The organism is Gilliamella sp. Pas-s95 (genome assembly GCF_009795795.1).
Classification (GTDB): domain Bacteria; phylum Pseudomonadota; class Gammaproteobacteria; order Enterobacterales; family Orbaceae; genus Gilliamella; species Gilliamella bombicola.
Map to the genome: position 1 here is coordinate 25,535 of NZ_WTFC01000022.1, position 17,067 is coordinate 42,601.

General features: G+C 37.3%; 16 protein-coding genes. 15 read left to right on the forward strand and 1 reads right to left on the reverse strand.

All coding sequences use genetic code 11. The features are described 5' to 3' along the window. The first annotated feature begins 61 nt into the window (after positions 1–61). From pepN to citG, 15 genes are all read left to right on the forward strand, one after another. On the forward strand, positions 62–2,695 hold the full coding sequence (gene pepN, locus GQ598_RS07190) for an aminopeptidase N (RefSeq protein ID WP_160403264.1): 2,634 nt from the start codon (positions 62–64) through the stop codon (positions 2,693–2,695). A 129-nt stretch (positions 2,696–2,824) separates the two neighbouring features. Further along, complete coding sequence (locus GQ598_RS07195; RefSeq protein WP_160403266.1) at positions 2,825–3,154, forward strand: rhodanese-like domain-containing protein; 330 nt, start codon at positions 2,825–2,827, stop codon at positions 3,152–3,154. Between the two features lie 216 nt (positions 3,155–3,370). Continuing rightward, positions 3,371–4,189 (forward strand): phospholipid ABC transporter ATP-binding protein MlaF, encoded by an 819-nt coding sequence (gene mlaF, locus GQ598_RS07200; protein ID WP_160403268.1) that lies wholly within the window; start codon positions 3,371–3,373, stop codon positions 4,187–4,189. Beyond that, complete coding sequence (mlaE, locus tag GQ598_RS07205) at positions 4,189–4,968, forward strand: lipid asymmetry maintenance ABC transporter permease subunit MlaE (RefSeq protein ID WP_180214338.1); 780 nt, start codon at positions 4,189–4,191, stop codon at positions 4,966–4,968. The genes mlaF and mlaE overlap by 1 nt, the downstream gene beginning before the upstream one ends. Positions 4,969–4,979: 11 nt before the next feature. Next, positions 4,980–5,570 (forward strand): outer membrane lipid asymmetry maintenance protein MlaD, encoded by a 591-nt coding sequence (mlaD, locus tag GQ598_RS07210; protein WP_160403270.1) that lies wholly within the window; start codon positions 4,980–4,982, stop codon positions 5,568–5,570. Between the two features lie 9 nt (positions 5,571–5,579). Beyond that, a complete protein-coding gene (gene mlaC / locus GQ598_RS07215) occupies positions 5,580–6,224 on the forward strand; it encodes a phospholipid-binding protein MlaC (RefSeq protein WP_160403272.1) in 645 nt (214 codons plus the stop codon). Positions 6,225–6,230: 6 nt separating this feature from the next. Next, positions 6,231–6,503 (forward strand): STAS domain-containing protein, encoded by a 273-nt coding sequence (locus tag GQ598_RS07220; protein ID WP_160403274.1) that lies wholly within the window; start codon positions 6,231–6,233, stop codon positions 6,501–6,503. Between the two features lie 118 nt (positions 6,504–6,621). Further along, positions 6,622–6,879, forward strand: coding sequence for a BolA family iron metabolism protein IbaG (gene ibaG, locus GQ598_RS07225; protein WP_160403276.1), 258 nt, complete (start codon positions 6,622–6,624; stop codon positions 6,877–6,879). 95 nt (positions 6,880–6,974) lie between these two features. Continuing rightward, positions 6,975–9,002: an oligopeptidase A gene (gene prlC / locus GQ598_RS07230; RefSeq protein ID WP_160403278.1), complete on the forward strand. Its 2,028-nt coding sequence runs from the start codon at positions 6,975–6,977 to the stop codon at positions 9,000–9,002. After that, positions 8,989–9,720 (forward strand): class I SAM-dependent methyltransferase, encoded by a 732-nt coding sequence (locus GQ598_RS07235; protein ID WP_160403280.1) that lies wholly within the window; start codon positions 8,989–8,991, stop codon positions 9,718–9,720. Before prlC ends, GQ598_RS07235 begins: the two co-directional genes overlap by 14 nt. A 21-nt stretch (positions 9,721–9,741) precedes the next feature. Then, positions 9,742–10,431: a 16S rRNA pseudouridine(516) synthase RsuA gene (gene rsuA, locus GQ598_RS07240; RefSeq protein WP_160403282.1), complete on the forward strand. Its 690-nt coding sequence runs from the start codon at positions 9,742–9,744 to the stop codon at positions 10,429–10,431. A gap of 133 nt (positions 10,432–10,564) precedes the next feature. Further along, positions 10,565–11,806, forward strand: a complete 1,242-nt coding sequence (locus GQ598_RS07245; protein ID WP_202112711.1) for a Bcr/CflA family multidrug efflux MFS transporter — start codon at positions 10,565–10,567, stop codon at positions 11,804–11,806. A 5-nt stretch (positions 11,807–11,811) separates the two neighbouring features. Next, positions 11,812–12,336, forward strand: coding sequence for a gamma carbonic anhydrase family protein (locus tag GQ598_RS07250; RefSeq protein ID WP_160403284.1), 525 nt, complete (start codon positions 11,812–11,814; stop codon positions 12,334–12,336). Positions 12,337–12,448: 112 nt separating this feature from the next. Next, entirely contained in the window at positions 12,449–15,460 is a 3,012-nt protein-coding gene (locus tag GQ598_RS11360; RefSeq protein WP_160403286.1) for a DNA translocase FtsK 4TM domain-containing protein, read from the forward strand. A gap of 101 nt (positions 15,461–15,561) precedes the next feature. Next, on the forward strand, positions 15,562–16,464 hold the full coding sequence (citG, locus tag GQ598_RS07260) for a triphosphoribosyl-dephospho-CoA synthase CitG (RefSeq protein WP_160403287.1): 903 nt from the start codon (positions 15,562–15,564) through the stop codon (positions 16,462–16,464). 374 nt (positions 16,465–16,838) lie between these two features. On the opposite strand, the gene GQ598_RS11115 is transcribed toward citG, so the two are convergent. After that, a partial coding sequence (locus GQ598_RS11115) for a hypothetical protein (RefSeq protein WP_237410331.1) occupies positions 16,839–17,067 on the reverse strand: 229 nt, incomplete at its 5' end.

Below are 17,067 nucleotides of genomic sequence, written 5' to 3' on the forward strand. Positions count from 1 at the left end.
CGGCTATAATATTCACTAGCACAACGTATAAATTGAGTCCAAACCAAAAGGTCATAACAACATGAATACAAAAACACCTGAAGCGCAACCTATTGCAAAAAACCGTCTTGATTATAAAGCGCCTAATTTTACTATTACCGACATTGATCTTGATTTTGATTTAGCGCCCGAAATAACAACAGTAACAGCCCGTAGCCACGTCGTTCAAAAAAACCAACAGGCAAGCGATTTAATTTTAGATGGTGAAGACCTTAAATTGATCTCCATTAATATCGACGAGCAACCATGGAATGATTATCAAATCACAAAAACAGGACTAATTATTCACAACGTGCCTACCGAGTTTACTTTAACGATTGTTAACGAAATCAAACCGATTAATAATACCGCACTGGAAGGATTATACGTATCAGGCGAAGCGCTTTGTACGCAATGTGAAGCGGAAGGATTCCGACATATCACCTATTACCTTGACAGACCCGATGTACTTGCACGTTTTTCAACACGCATCACTGCGAATAAACAACGCTATCCTTACCTACTCTCAAATGGTAATCGCATCTCGCAAGGTGAACTTGCTGATGGACGTCATTGGGTACAATGGCAAGATCCTTTTCCTAAACCAGCCTACTTATTTGCCTTAGTCGCTGGTGATTTTGATATTTTAAAAGATCAGTTTATTACGCAATCCAAACGTAAAGTTGATTTAGAAATTTATGTTGATAAAGGTAATTTAGATCGTTCTCACTGGGCAATGACAAGCTTGAAAAATGCAATGCGTTGGGACGAAACACGTTTTGGACTTGAATATGATTTAGATATTTTTATGATCGTTGCTGTCGATTTTTTCAATATGGGGGCAATGGAAAACAAAGGTTTAAATATCTTTAACTCAAAATATGTGCTGGCCAAGCCACAAACAGCGACAGATGATGACTACCTAGGTATTGAAGGGGTAATTGGTCATGAATATTTTCACAACTGGACAGGTAATAGAGTCACCTGTCGTGACTGGTTCCAACTCAGTTTAAAAGAAGGATTAACAGTATTTCGTGATCAAGAATTTAGCGCCGATATGGGATCTCGCGCAGTCAAACGGATTGAAGATGTAAAACTTTTGCGTACCGTTCAATTTGCCGAAGATGCCAGCCCAATGTCTCACCCTATTCGCCCAGAACAAGTTATTGAAATGAATAACTTTTATACAGTAACCGTATACGAAAAAGGAGCTGAAGTTATTCGTATGATGCATACCTTGTTAGGTGAAGATAAATTCCAAGCAGGCATGAAACTCTATTTCAAACGCCATGATGGTAGTGCCGCAACGTGTGATGATTTTGTTGCTGCCATGCAAGATGCCTCTGGCATCGATTTAACTCAGTTTAAATTATGGTATAGTCAATCAGGTACACCGGAACTAACCGTTACTGATAAGTACGATGCAACAAATCAACAATATACTTTAATAGTGGAACAATATACACCACCGACACAAGATCAAAATCAAAAACAGGCATTACATATCCCGCTTGATATTGAATTATATCAACCTAACGGCGAAGTCATTACACTGCAATACCAAGGCAAAACTATTCACCATGTTTTAAATTTAAAGAAGAGTAAACAACAATTTATCTTTGATAAGGTAACTGAAAAGCCGATCATTTCATTATTACGTGATTTTTCAGCCCCCGTTAAGTTAACTTATGATTATCAAGATAATGATCTCATTTTCCTAATGCAACACGCGACTAACGCATTTAGCCGCTACGATGCAGCGCAAATGCTATTGGCAAAATATGTTCGTTTAAATGTAAAAAATCATCAAGAAAATCAAAAGCTAACACTAACTGATTCAGTATTAGATGCATTTAGAGCTGTATTGTTATCAGAAAATACAGATCCTTCCCTTATCGCGCAAATATTGACCTTGCCATCTGAAAACGAATTAGCCAATTTATTTACTGTGGTTGATCCAATTGCTATTCATGAAGTACGTCTATTTTTATTAACTCAATTTGCAAACGAACTTTATGATGAATTATTAGCTGTTTATCACTACAATAACACTTCACAATATCAAATTAAACATAATGATATTGCTAAGCGATCACTTAAAAACTGCTGTTTAACTTTATTAGCTTATGCTGATGACAATTCGCGCGCAAATACATTAGTGAGCCAACAATATCATCAAGCCAATAATATGACCGATTGTTTAGCCGCCTTGAATGTAGCGGTAAAAGCTCAACTTGATTGTCGAACAGAGCTATTAGTAGACTTTGATGATAAATGGCATCAAGATGGACTAGTTATGGACAAATGGTTAGCATTGAACGCAACAAGCCCTGATAAGAACGCCCTTGCTACAGTGAAAAAATTATTAACTCACCGCTCATTTACGCTCAGTAATCCAAATCGCATCCGCGCATTAATTGGTGCCTTTGTAAATAATAACCCTGTGGCATTTCATGCTAAAGATGGTAGTGGTTATCAATTCTTAGTTGAAATCCTCACTGAGTTAAACCAAAAAAATCCGCAAGTTGCCGCAAGACTCATCGATCCACTGATTCGATTAAAACGTTATGACGAAAAACGTCAACAACAGATGCGAAAAGCACTTGAAGATTTGTTAAAAATTGAAAATTTATCTAAAGATTTATTTGAAAAAATTAGCAAAGCATTAGAAGCATAAATAGCAAAAATATTATCATCCTGTAATATTCTTACAGGATGATATTACATAAATGAAAAATTGAAGCTTGATACTAAAACACATCTCTAGCTAAAATTTTTTGATAATTATTCTCATGAGTCTTAAATAATGACAATAAAAGAAATCACACCAACAGAACTGGCAGAAAAACTAAACCAGTTTGATAACATTTTCTTACTTGATGTACGCGAAGCTAACGAAGTCGCTATTTGCAACATTAATGGTGCAACGCATATTCCAATGAACCTAATTCCACTGTATTTAGACAAAATCCCTGATGAAATCGATATTATTATTTACTGTCATCACGGCATAAGAAGCCTTAATGTCGCTAACTATTTAGCTGAAAATGGTTTTGATACCGATTACCTTTACAACCTGACAGGGGGAATTGATGCTTGGGCATGCATAATTGATCAACAAATGCCAAGATATTAAAGTTCCCGTTATCAAACGGGCTTTATTTTTTTCTCGTTTATTCTTTAGGCATTATCCAATAGCCATTTTGATTATGTGCTTTCCTAATAATATTTAAGGTATTAAAACCATTTAATTAAAAACTATTCGCAAAATGACAATGCGTTTAATTGATTTCTTTATTCACAAATATCAAGTAAAATAGACCTAATTATAATTTTAGCAGTATAGGAAATAATGGTGGAAGAGGCATTACAGAAAAATTTGGTTGAAATTCATGATATGTCTTTTTATCGTGGAACAAGACCTATTTATAAAAATATGAGTCTGAATGTCCCAAAAGGAAAAGTCACGGCAATTATGGGACCTTCTGGTATTGGTAAAACCACCTTATTACGTCTGATTGGTGGACAATTAAAACCGCAATCAGGAAAAATTCTATTTGATGGTGAAGATATACCCAGCATGTCGCGTTCAAGATTGTATGAAGTACGTAAACGCATGAGCATGTTATTTCAATCAGGTGCCTTATTTACTGATCTAACGGTATTTGACAATGTGGCCTATCCATTACGCGAACACTTTAACTTACCTGAACCTATATTACACAATTTAGTGCTAATGAAATTGCAAGCGGTTGGCTTACGTGGCGCAGCTCAAATGATGCCTTCTGAATTATCTGGTGGTATGGCAAGACGAGCCGCTTTAGCTAGAGCTATAGCGCTAGATCCCGATTTAATCATGTTTGACGAACCATTTGCAGGACAAGATCCTATCTCAATGGGCGTGATTGTTAAACTGATATCTGAAATTAACCAATCATTAGGATTAACTTGCATTGTTGTAAGTCATGATGTGAGTGAAGTACTCAGTATTGCAGACTATGCTTATATTGTAGCTGAACAACATATTATTGCAGGTGGTACACCGCAGCAATTGCGTGATAATGACGATTCACGGGTTAAACAGTTCCTTGACGGTTTGGCTGATGGACCAGTTCCTTTTCATTATCCTGCTGATGATTACCGATTAGACCTAAGCAGAGGTATAAAATAATGTTGAATTTACTGGCAAAATTAGGGCAATGGTTTATCAATATCATTGCGATGATTGGCCGTTCCGGTGTTATGCTGTTTGGGGCATTAATTGGTAGGCCACAATTTAACAAACAATTTCCATTACTCATTAAGCAATTTTATTTTGTTGGAGTACAATCACTGACCATTATTATTGTCTCTGGTCTTTTTATAGGCATGGTTCTGGCTCTGCAAGGTTATTTTATTCTAACTACTTTTGGAGCCGAAGCAAGCATTGGAATGATGGTTGCTCTAGCCCTACTTCGCGAATTAGGGCCTGTTGTCGCAGGTCTACTGTTTGCTGGCCGTGCAGGCTCTGCTTTAACAGCCGAAATTGGTTTAATGAAAGCAACTGAACAGTTATCAAGTATGGAGATGATGGCAATTGATCCACTACGACGTATTATCGCTCCGCGTTTTTGGGCTGGATTTTTTAGTATGCCGTTTTTAACTGCAATTTTTGTCACCGTGGGCATTTTAGGTGGCTCGCTTGTTGGTGTTGATTGGAAAGGTATTGATGCGGGCTTTTTTTGGTCATCTATTCAAAGCAATGTTGATTGGTGGCATGATTTAGGAAACTGTTTTGTCAAAAGCTTTGCATTTGCCATCGCTAGCACTTGGATTGCACTTTTTAATGGTTACGATTGTGTACCAACATCAGAAGGAATTAGTCGAGCAACAACAAGCACTGTTGTTTATTCATCATTAGTTATTTTGGGGTTAGATTTTATTTTAACCGCATTAATGTTTAGTCATTGAGGTCATTAAACATGAGTCGTAAAATCGAAATTACAGTAGGATTATTTATGGTACTGGTCATTTGTTCAGTGCTATTTTTATGTTTTAAAGTAACCGATCCAACATCATTTGCAAGCCATAATTCCTATCGAGTTTATGCTGTATTTGAGAATATTGGGGGATTAAAAGCACGTTCTCCGATCAAAATTGGTGGGGTAGTCATTGGTCGCGTCAGTAATATTTCGCTAAATTCGTCAAATGGCAATCAATACAAACCTTATGTAGCCATGGATATTGATGCACAATATAATAAAATTCCAAGTTCAAGTTCACTTTCAATTAAGACATCTGGAATACTTGGAGAACAGTTTATTGATATCAATATAGGCGTTGATAGAGAAACAGAATTTAGTATTGACGCATCAGGCGTTGATCCAGCTATTTTAGCTAAAGCAGAAAAAAATAAAACTCCGCCATACTTACTCGAAGGTTTTGTTGTGCAAAACACCACACCTGCTCTCGTTTTAGAAGATCTCATTGGTAAATTCCTTTACAGTATAGGAGGCTCATCAGATAAAGACAAAGCCAACAAAGATAAAAAAGAAGATACAACTGAAAACTAAGGAGTTAACATGTTAAACAAATTTAAAACAACTATTTTTTTAGTATTAGCTTTATTGTTTAGTTCTACAGCCTTTGCTGAAAACGATCCCTATAAAGAAATGCAAGTTTCTGCTGATAAGATTTTTAGCACCATGAATGCACAATCCGCAGCATTAAAATCAAACCCTAACAAACTAAAAGAGATTGTAAGATCGGATTTATTGCCTTATGTACAAGTCAAATATGCAGGTGCATTGATTTTAGGTAATTATTATAAAAGTGCAACAGAAGCACAACGCACGGCTTACTTTGAAGCTTTTGAAAACTACCTTGTACAAGCTTTCGCTCAAGCATTATCTATGTATAATGGTCAAACCTATCAAGTTGAATCGCCTAAAGATTTAACTGGCAAAACACTTATTTCTATTCGTGTTTTATTAAATCAACCGGATAAAAATCAACAACCATTGCGTATTGATTTTCAATGGCGTAAAAACTCTATCACAGGCGAATGGAAAGCTTATGATTTAGTTGCTGAAGGTGTAAGCATGATCACCACAAAACAAAATGAATGGTCAACTATTTTACGTCAAGATGGTATTGATGCATTAACCAAACAATTAACTGAACTTTCAAATCGCAATATTGATCCAAATACTAAACAAAAAGGTTAGTCGATAATGTCGCGAATCAAAACAGAACAACAACAAGATATATTATGTTTACAGGGTGAACTTGATGTTCACTCCTTAAACGACTTATGGTCAACACAAGACTCTATTTTAAACGGTATAAAATGCATTGATGTAGAGCAACTTACTCGGGTTGACTCTTCAGGGCTCGCGACGTTAATTTATTTTTGCAATAAATATCATGTCAAACTCAAAGGTATTAACCCTCAATTGCAAACGCTCATTACCTTGTATGATTTACAACCTGTAATCAACATTTAAAATAGATTAGGTTTTGTACTGAGACACCGTGCTAAAAAACGGCACTACAACACAGAATTACTAAAAAACTTTTAATAAAAAATAGTCCTTACATTTATATTAATGATGAGTATTACTAATGAATAAACAAGAAATTATAGATAAATTAAAAAGTTCTCTTGAGCTTGATGATGTACATGTCTTGACCGACGATGGTAGCCATTTCCAAGTTATTGCTGTCGGTGAATTATTTGCCGATTTAAGTCGCGTAAAAAAGCAACAAACAATTTATGCTCCTTTGGCAGAATTCATCCATGATAACCGTATCCATGCTCTTTCTATAAAAACTTACACTCCTACTGAATGGCAACGCGAACGCAAATTGATGGGATTATAATGCTTCCCAAGTATGACATTCTCTTGAATTAACTGAATTTGCCACCATATTGTATTCTATCAATAGACAACCCATGTGTATAAAGGTATCGCTACATGACTAATCCATTATTAACAGATGCACCATTACCACTTTTTTCAAAAATTAAACCCGAGCATGTTTTGCCTGCTATACAAGAAACTTTAAAAAACTGCAGAAATACAATTGAAACAGTACTAAAACAAAATAGTCAATACACTTGGGATAACTTAATCCAACCAATTGATGAAGTGGACGAAAAATTTGGTCGAGCTTGGTCGCCAGTTAGCCATCTTAATTCAGTTAAAAATAGCCCAGAACTACGCGAAGCTTATGAAGCTTGTCTGCCATTATTATCTGAATACAGCACATGGGTTGGACAACATAAACCTTTATATCAAGCCTATAAACAGCTCAAAGAAAGCGAACAATATGCGACGTTAAGCAAAGCACAAAAAAAAGTTATTGATAATGCATTGCGTGACTTTGAATTATCCGGAATTGGCTTACCTGATGATAAACAAAAACGCTACGGTGAAATTGTCGCAAAACTATCAGAATTATCCTCAAAGTATAGCAATAATGTACTTGATGCGACCATGGGTTGGTCAAAATTAATTACCGATATCAAAGAACTCTCTGGTATGCCTGAAAGTGCGCTTGCTGCAGCCAAAGAACAAGCAAAAATAAAAGACAAAGAGGGATGGTTACTTACCTTAGATATGCCAAGTTATCTTCCTGTTATGACTTATTGTGATAATCGTGATTTACGTTTTGAACTTTATCAAGCCTATACTACTCGTGCATCAGATCAAGGCCCTCATGCAGGTAAGTGGGATAATACAGAAATCATCAAACAAATCTTAACGCTACGTAATGAGCTTGCACAATTACTAGGCTTCAATACCTATGCAGATAAATCTCTTGCAACAAAAATGGCTGAGTCCACTTCACAAGTCATCGAATTTTTAACTAATTTAGCAACTAAAGCTAAACCTCAAGGTGAAAAAGAGCTAGCTGAACTTAAGCGTTATGCTTATGAGTTTTTTGGTGCTAGTGATATCAAACCATGGGATGTGGCTTATTATAGTGAAAAACAAAAACAGTATTTGTACACCATTAACGATGAAGAGTTGCGTCCTTATTTTCCTCAGCAACGAGTGATTGATGGCTTATTTGAGGTGGTACACCGTATCTTTGGTATTACAGCCAAAGAGCGACAAGGCGTGGAAGTTTGGGATCCTGAAGTGAAATTTTATGATCTATTTGCCGCTAACGGTGAATTAAAAGGTAGCTTCTATCTTGATTTATATGCGCGCGAACACAAGCGTGGTGGCGCTTGGATGGATGATTGTATTGGTCGTATGCGTTTTGCTGATGGTCATGTACAAAAACCGGTTGCCTATTTAACCTGTAACTTTAATCGCCCTGTTGGCGACAAACCAGCGCTATTTACGCACGATGAAGTCACCACCCTATTCCATGAGTTTGGTCATGGTTTACACCACATGTTAACCGAAATTGATACTTCATCTGTCGCAGGTATTAATGGTGTACCTTGGGATGCGGTTGAATTACCTAGTCAATTCTTAGAAAACTGGTGTTGGCAACCCGAAGCGCTTGCATTTATATCAGGACATTATCAAACTGGCGAACCACTGCCAGCAGAAATGTTAGAAAAAATGCTAGATGCTAAAAACTACCAAGCCGCGCTATTTATTTTACGCCAATTGGAATTTGGTCTATTTGACTTTAAATTACATACACAAAAAGATCCAGATATTTTAAACACATTAGCCGAAGTAAGAAAACAAGTCGCTGTTGTGCCTACTGTTGAATGGGGTCGATTCCCGCATGCATTTAGTCATATCTTTGCTGGAGGTTATGCTGCTGGTTATTACAGCTATTTATGGGCAGAAGTATTATCCGCTGATGCATTTTCACGTTTTGAAGAAGAAGGCATCTTCAACGCTAAAACCGGTAATGCCTTTCTTGATAACATCTTATCGCAAGGCGGTAGCGATGAACCAATGACACTATTTAAAAACTTCCGAGGTCGCGAACCTCAACTTGAAGCACTACTTCGACATTATGGCATCCACTAGTCCTAACATAGCTCAGCTAAAATTATTAGCTGAGCAGTGGTTATCGGCACATGCCGATCTACCGTTCACTCTGATTACCCAAAACAATCAACTTGAGTTACAAAAGACTGACGAACCAAAATTAGGTTCAATATGTGTTAATTTCGTTTCAGGAACAATGGCTCATCGTCGTCAATTTGGTGGTGGTCGTGGTGAAGCAATTGCTAAAGCAGTCGGGATAAAAGGTGAGTATTTACCTACCGTTGTTGATACCACAGCAGGGCTTGGTCGAGATGCCTTTGTTTTAGCATCTATCGGTTGTCATGTCACTATGTTTGAGCGGCACCCTGTCGTTGCTGCATTATTAGAAGATGGTTTACAGCGTGCCTATCAAGATCCCCATATTGGTAGTTGGCTTGAGCAGCATTTACGTTTAATTTATCATTCAAGCATTGAGGGATTAAGTGCTTACCCAGATAAACCCGATGTGATTTATCTCGACCCCATGTTTCCACATCGTCAAAAAAGTGCACTTGTCAAAAAAGAGATGCGCATATTCCAACAACTAGTTGGTAGTGATAATGATGCTGATAGTTTATTAGAACCAGCAAGAAAATTAGCCCAAAAACGGGTTGTGGTCAAAAGACCAGATTATGCGCCGTTTTTAGCCAATCAAAAACCGACGGCCGAAATTAAAACAAAAAATCACCGTTTTGATATATATACACCTTTAAAGTAATACAGGAACACGTTTTAAATTATGCGATTAGATAAATTTCTTGCTCATCACTTAGGCGCCAGTCGCACGATTGTCACCAAAGAACTCAAAGCTAAAAAAGTGACTGTCGATGGTGAGATTATAAAATCAGGCGCTTATCAATTATCGCCAAAACAGATTGTTCATTATGATGGTTATCAAATCGAACAAGTTACCAGCCAGCGCTATTTCATGCTCAATAAGCCCCAAGGCTATGTTTGTTCAACCGATGATCCTGACCATCCCACTATTCTTTATTTTATTGATGAGCCGATGCCTGAAAAATTACATGCAGCTGGCAGGCTTGATCTTGATACGACAGGGTTGGTATTGCTGACCGATGATGGTAAATGGTCACACCGAATTACATCACCCAAGCATCATTGTGAAAAAGTCTATGCCGTCACAGTTGAACAACCACTAGGCATTGAACTGATTGATATATTTAATAATGGCATCCAATTAAAAAGTGAGAAATCACTCACTAAACCAGCTAAATTATATATTATCGATGATTTTCACGCTGAACTAACCATTAGTGAAGGGCGATATCATCAAGTTAAACGCATGTTTGCTGCAGTCAATAATCATGTTGTTGCGTTGCATCGCAAACAGATCGGCAAAGTAATCCTTGATATACCTGAAGGGGAATATCGACCACTTACACAAGATGAAATCGACTCGTTTAATTGACACGTAAAATTTACAGAGATCTAAACCACAACTTTTCATTTAGATAATTAAAGATTTTTTAAATAATTTTGTGTCATTTATTGTCGCGCATTTGGTTATGCGCATCTTGAATAAAAATTGAAGGAAGTACGACGTGCCAACTCAAAATACTTTAGTTAATCTTAAAATTTCTAAAAAAGCGCTGATTTTTATTCTTGGATTACTCTCTATGTTAATGCCTTTATCCATAGACATGTATTTACCAAGCATGCCAACTATCGCTCGTGATTTTAATGTAGCTGATTCGGCTGTACAGCTAACAATCAGCTGCTATTTATTAGGATTTTCTGTTGGTCAACTTTTATTTGGACCGCTTACTGACAGTTATGGACGACGTAACGTATTAATTTTTGGTTTAATTATTTTTATAGTTGCAGCGTTAAGCTGTGGTATTGCAGTTAATATTAATCAATTAATCACAGCACGTTTTTTTCATGGCATTGCGGCAGCAGCAACAACAATTGTAATAAATGCACTAATGAAAGATATTTATCGTGATCGTGATGAATTTTCTAAAATGATGTCGTTTGTAATGCTGATATCTAATGTTGCTCCTTTATTAGCTCCAATTATTGGTGGATTTATTTTATATTGGTTCAATTGGCAAGCCAATTTCTACACTATCAGCCTAATTGCTTTAACCTGCTTTGGTCTAGTCATCACCTTTATTCCGGAAACACTAGCAAAAACAAAACGTGATAAATTTAGCTTAATTCGCATTTTAAATAATTTCATTACGCTATTTCGCCATAAACAAGTGTTAATTTATATGATGATAGGTGCATTTTCTGGTGCTGGATTGTTTTCATTTTTAAGCTTAGGGCCTTTTGTTTATATGAACCTGCACGGTGTTGCATCCACTAATTTTGGTTACTACTTTGCGTTCAATATCATAGTTATGGTCCTAATGAATACATTAAATAGCCGTTTTGTAAAACATGTTGGCTCTATTAAAATGATGCGCTTAGGCCTGTCGCTCCAATTTATTATGGCAATAGGACTGATGATCGTCACATTCTTTAATTTTGGGTTTGCCTATCTTGTTGCTTGTGTTGCTGGTTATATCGGTTGTATGTCAACCATTGGTGGCAATAGCATGGCAATCATTTTAGACTTTTACCCCCATATTGCAGGCACGGCGTCTTCTCTTGCCGGTACGATTCGATTTGCCGTTGCAGGGGCAATAGGTATATTATTATCAATATTAGTCTCAACGCATACTGCTGCAACCATAACGATCGACAATACAACAGAATGGCTAATGGTTGGCTCTATGGTCTTATGTAATTTCCTTTCTGTTGGATTATTTTTAAGGATCAAAAACATCAAAAGGTAATAGTAATGATTTATCAACTAGGTAATTTACATCCACAAATTCATCAAAATTGTTTTATTGCAAAATCTGCCGATATTATTGGTGATGTTGTTTTACAAGAAGGTGTCTCTATCTGGTTTAATGCTGTTTTACGGGGTGATATTGCCCCCATACGTATAGGAAAAAATAGTAACGTACAAGATAACTGCACAATTCACCTTGAAACCGACATCCCTTGCATTGTTGGCGAAAACGTCACTATCGGTCACAACGTCATTCTTCATAGCTGTACGATTGAAGATAATGTACTAATTGGTATGGGCAGTACAATTCTCAATAACGCTAAAATCGCAAAAAACTGCTTAGTAGGTGCTAATTCACTAGTTACCCATTCGCTTCCTTATGAAGAAGGATGTCTTATTATGGGATCACCAGCGAAAATTATCCGCAAATTGACCGAAGCAGAAATCAACGGCAATATAAAAAATGCACAACATTATGTACAAAACGGAAAACGATTTAACCAAAATCTAACCCCTGTTAATTCATAACAACACTATTGATAATAATAAATGCGGTTTTATCTTTTATTCACTCTTTGAGAGAGTGCAATTTATGATAAAATGCCCACAATTTTAATAGCGACAATGTTTAGGTACGTGTTTGAAAAAGCCCAAAATTACAAGAAAACAAATTACAACTCAATTTATTCTATTTACAATAATCGGGTTAGCTGTTTGTTTATTTTTATCACAGTACAGTTACGATCCGTCTGATCCCGGTTGGTCTCGTACTGCTTGGCACGATCCTATTAGTAATTTTGGTGGTTATATTGGCGCATATACCTGCGATATTCTTTTTCAATTTTTAGGTTTTATCGCTTACAGCCTACCTTTCATTGTTATTTTTATTTGTTTACAATCAATTGTCTATTTTTACAAGCATGCTAATAAGCCTATTAACTACTTTAGTCTTTCATTTCGGATTATTGGAATTTTAGCGTTTATATTTAGTGCTACAGGATTTTTTGCTTTAAATATTCGTGATTCTGAACAGTTTGAAGCTGGTGGTTATTTGGGTGCGATAGTCATCGAAAGCCTTTTACCCATTATAAATAACGTTGCTTTATCATTCATTCTTCTTGGAACTTGCTTAGCCTGTGTCACGTTATTAACTGGATTATCATGGCTCAATCTAATCGAAAAACTAGGTGCTTTTGTCATGCTTCTACTGTTACCGATTAGATGGTTAATTAAATCTCGCCCGACAAATAACTATGAACAACCTGACTCACACCATGAAAAACCGATAATAGAGTCTGATGAGGAGACAAAATCACCTCAATTTACCATACCATTTGAAACAAAAAATGATAATTCCCATATCATTCAAACATCAACCGCAATCCCGAGCAATGAAACCTTCCAAGAGCAGTCTTCAAATACTACGACATTGACTGACAATGAAGAAATTTCAATCAAAACTACTGCTGAATTAATTGGATCATCGCGCGAAGATGCCCAATTACCACCGTCAAGTACAACCTCACAAACAATTGACAATCCGCCAAGGAAAGAACTTGACCCAGACGAAATTCTATCTCGTCTAGAATCGATTATCCAAAACATAAATACAAACAAAGCCACACCCGATCAAGAGCAAGCATTGTCTTCATCAATGGAGCAAATAAAACAGGTAATACAAACGCAAAAATCAGCAGAAAAATTGTCTTTTGAAGAGCCAGACAAATACACTATTTCTGATGCTCCAAGTAAACCCTTATTTACTTCGGTACATAATGAGCCTGAAATTAAATTCACTCATGAACAAACACACATTGAACCAGCTATAGACGTTGCAAAGGTTGAAATAATTGAATCTAAGCAACCATTTATCCAAGAACCAGAGGTTATTACTGATCAAGCAAATATTATTAACATAGCAGACACAGCAAACATCACAGATACAGAAACTGACACTGACACAGAAGTAAAAGCAGAATCAGAAGCCAAACAACTGGAATATATTGATACCGAAGCGCTAAAAAAAGCCAATCCAATCATTGACGATATCTATCCTGAAGAAGATCGTATTGAAGATGTACAACACTACCATTCCAACGAAAGCGACGAAGAAAGTTTAATTCATCCATTATTACGACGAAATGATAAACCATTACCAAAACCAACTACACCTTTGCCGTCGCTAAACTTGTTAACCGCGCCACCGACAGCTCGAATCGAAGTTGATCATGCCGCTTTAAATGCCATGTCTGAACTAATTGAAAAAAGTTTATCGGATTACCGCGTAAAAGCTAAAGTGGTTGATTATTTACCGGGACCTGTAATTACTCGTTTTGAAATTGAACTGGCACCGGGTATTAAAGCCGCACGAATTTCAACGCTAGACCGTGATTTAGCGCGTTCACTATCCATGCCATCAGTACGTGTAGTCGAAGTCATTCCTGGTAAACCTTATGTTGGCATTGAATTACCTAATAAAAATCGCCAAACGGTCTACTTTAGGGAGGTCTTAGATAGTCCTCAATTTAAAGATGCGCCATCACCGCTAACGATAGTATTAGGGAAAGATATTTCTGGACAATCGGTGGTTGCTGATTTGGCAAAGATGCCACACTTATTAGTTGCTGGTACGACAGGTTCAGGTAAATCTGTCGGCGTTAATGCAATGATTTTAAGCATTTTATATAAATCGCAACCTGAAGATGTCAGGTTTATAATGATTGACCCGAAAATGCTTGAATTATCTATTTACGAAGGGATACCACACTTATTAACTCAAGTAGTAACCGATATGAAAGATGCCGCCAATGCGCTTAATTGGTGTGTTAACGAAATGGAACGACGCTATCGACTCATGTCGGCGTTAGGTGTCCGTAATATTGCCGGTTATAACGAAAAAATCAAACTGGCAGAACAAATGGGACGACCGATTCCCGATCCGCTATGGAAACCAACCGATAGCATGGATCTTAACATGCCGACACTTGAAAAATTACCGTACATTGTAGTTATGGTTGATGAGTTTGCAGATCTTATTATGGCAGTCGGTAAAAAAGTAGAAGAGTTAATTGCACGACTTGCTCAAAAAGCACGGGCGGCTGGTATTCACTTGGTATTAGCGACACAGCGCCCCTCAGTTGATGTCATTACCGGCTTAATCAAAGCAAATATTCCAACACGCATTGCCTTTACAGTATCAAGTAAAATTGACTCGCGTACCATTTTAGATCAAATGGGCGCAGAATCACTACTTGGTATGGGGGATATGCTTTATTTGGCCCCTAATAGTTCCATTCCAATTCGCGTTCACGGTGCCTTTGTCCGTGATGAAGAAGTGCACGCCGTTGTACAAGATTGGAAAGCACGTGGCACACCAAAATATATCGAAAATGTCACTGTAGCAACCGACGAAAGTGAAAACGGTAACGCAGATATGTTAACTGAAGAGCTCGATCCATTATTTGATCAAGTTGTCGCTTTTGTTGTTGAAACACGAAGAGCATCAATTTCTAGCGTACAACGCAAATTTAGAATTGGATATAACCGAGCTGCCCGCATTGTGGAACAAATGGAAGTAGAAGGCATTATTAGCGCCCCAAGCCACAACGGTAATCGAGAAGTACTTGCGGTATCAACGCATAGTGATTATTAATCCTTATAATAAACCAAGCTATTTAAAACAATGGATTGGTTTATTATGCCATTACAGCGCACAACAGAATAACTATCATCCCCAATAGGTAACAAATAATAATGAACGCTTATTATCAGCAAATAGCATTATTAGAGCTAAAACTCAATAATGACTCCAATCGATGCTTACCTGCACAATTAGCAACCCAAGCATTAATTAAAGAAATTTGCCTATCACCTAAGCCCGGATTAGTTGACATGAATAACAGCGGCGCCCACCGCGACATGAATTTTCAAACCTTTATCCACAGCATCAGCGCCATTAGCAACTGGTTTGAACGTTTTTATCAATATGGCAAAGCATCCGCCTTACACGATAACAAACTATTTTTAGCAGGAATTAGACCGATTGGTATTGAGTGTGAACAAGCCATGTTCCAAGCCACCAACCAAGTCAACACCCATAAAGGTGGCATATTTGCTTTTGGATTGCTATTGGGTGCAATTGGCCGATTAGAACAACTTGGTTTACCCACCCATGCACAAAGCATCTGTGAGCAAGTTTCAGGCATTTGCCAAGGTATAGTTCAAAGCGAACTACAGCAAAATAACCAAGCTAATTCAATAGGCGAAAAACTATTTAAACGTCATCACTTATCTGGCGCACGTGGCGAAGCAGAATCTGGTTATGCAACTGTTCGAAACGTTTCACTACCTATCTATCAAGAAATGCAAAACAGTGGCTATGATGAAGAAACTTGCTTATTACAGGCGATGTTATATTTACTGGCTTTTAATCAAGATACTAATCTGGTTTCACGAGGCGGCCTTGATGGGTTGGCTTTTGTTCAAGAACAAGCGAAAAAACTCATCAAACAAGGTGGCATAATGAATCCCAAAGTAAGGGAAAATTTGTATCAACTTGATACCGAATTAATAAAACGCAACCTAAGCCCCGGTGGTTCGGCCGATTTAATTGCGATCACTTGGTTTTTGTCTCAATATAATAGATACCTTTTCTGACCAATTTTTGGGCGGAAAATTAGGTCTTTTTTATTTTGGTGAATAGAATACATTAAGTGCGCAGGTTTCGGACGTTTTAACCTTGGGTGAACAAAATAGCTATCGTGACCACGTCCGAGCTAAGGGAATTAGAGCGAATTCCCTTAGCAATCCCGCGCTTGGCTGCAGAATGTGGCCTTCGGCTACCCTCCGCCATCGCTCGGTCTTAACGCACCGGCTATTATCCGTTCCAGACGGAGAATAGCCTCGCCAAACATCCCTGTTTGGCGTGCTGACCTCGCTCTGTTGTCGGCACATTCTGACGCCGGAACAAGACAGACAACATAACCATCGTTTTTGAGAAAGATTGTTGTGTTTTTGTAAGGCAGTTTTTGTTAAAAAAAAGTCAGAAAAACTTTAATAAAATCAATACCTTTTCTGACCGATTTTTGGGCGAAAAATCGGGCCTTTTTTGTTTTGGTGAATAGAATAAATTGGGTGCGGTGGTTTCGGACGTTTTGAGCTTGGGTGAATAAAATGTGAACTGCACCCCAAAAGTTGTACAAAAAAACTAAGCTGCTGGAAAATAATACTCCCGATATTGAACAGGACTCTTTTTGTCCA

Excerpts from the sequence above, each read along its gene's own strand:
- GQ598_RS07220 (WP_160403274.1), top strand. The coding sequence starts at position 6,231 with ATGTCGCGAATCAAAACAGAACAACAACAAGATATATTATGTTTACAG.
- citG (WP_160403287.1), top strand. The coding sequence starts at position 15,562 with ATGAACGCTTATTATCAGCAAATAGCATTATTAGAGCTAAAACTCAAT.
- rsuA (WP_160403282.1), top strand. The coding sequence starts at position 9,742 with ATGCGATTAGATAAATTTCTTGCTCATCACTTAGGCGCCAGTCGCACG.
- GQ598_RS07250 (WP_160403284.1), top strand. The coding sequence starts at position 11,812 with ATGATTTATCAACTAGGTAATTTACATCCACAAATTCATCAAAATTGT.
- mlaF (WP_160403268.1), top strand. The coding sequence starts at position 3,371 with ATGGTGGAAGAGGCATTACAGAAAAATTTGGTTGAAATTCATGATATG.
- mlaC (WP_160403272.1), top strand. The coding sequence starts at position 5,580 with ATGTTAAACAAATTTAAAACAACTATTTTTTTAGTATTAGCTTTATTG.
- ibaG (WP_160403276.1), top strand. The coding sequence starts at position 6,622 with ATGAATAAACAAGAAATTATAGATAAATTAAAAAGTTCTCTTGAGCTT.
- pepN (WP_160403264.1), top strand. The coding sequence starts at position 62 with ATGAATACAAAAACACCTGAAGCGCAACCTATTGCAAAAAACCGTCTT.
- GQ598_RS07235 (WP_160403280.1), top strand. The coding sequence starts at position 8,989 with ATGGCATCCACTAGTCCTAACATAGCTCAGCTAAAATTATTAGCTGAG.
- prlC (WP_160403278.1), top strand. The coding sequence starts at position 6,975 with ATGACTAATCCATTATTAACAGATGCACCATTACCACTTTTTTCAAAA.
- mlaD (WP_160403270.1), top strand. The coding sequence starts at position 4,980 with ATGAGTCGTAAAATCGAAATTACAGTAGGATTATTTATGGTACTGGTC.
- GQ598_RS07195 (WP_160403266.1), top strand. The coding sequence starts at position 2,825 with ATGACAATAAAAGAAATCACACCAACAGAACTGGCAGAAAAACTAAAC.
- mlaE (WP_180214338.1), top strand. The coding sequence starts at position 4,189 with ATGTTGAATTTACTGGCAAAATTAGGGCAATGGTTTATCAATATCATT.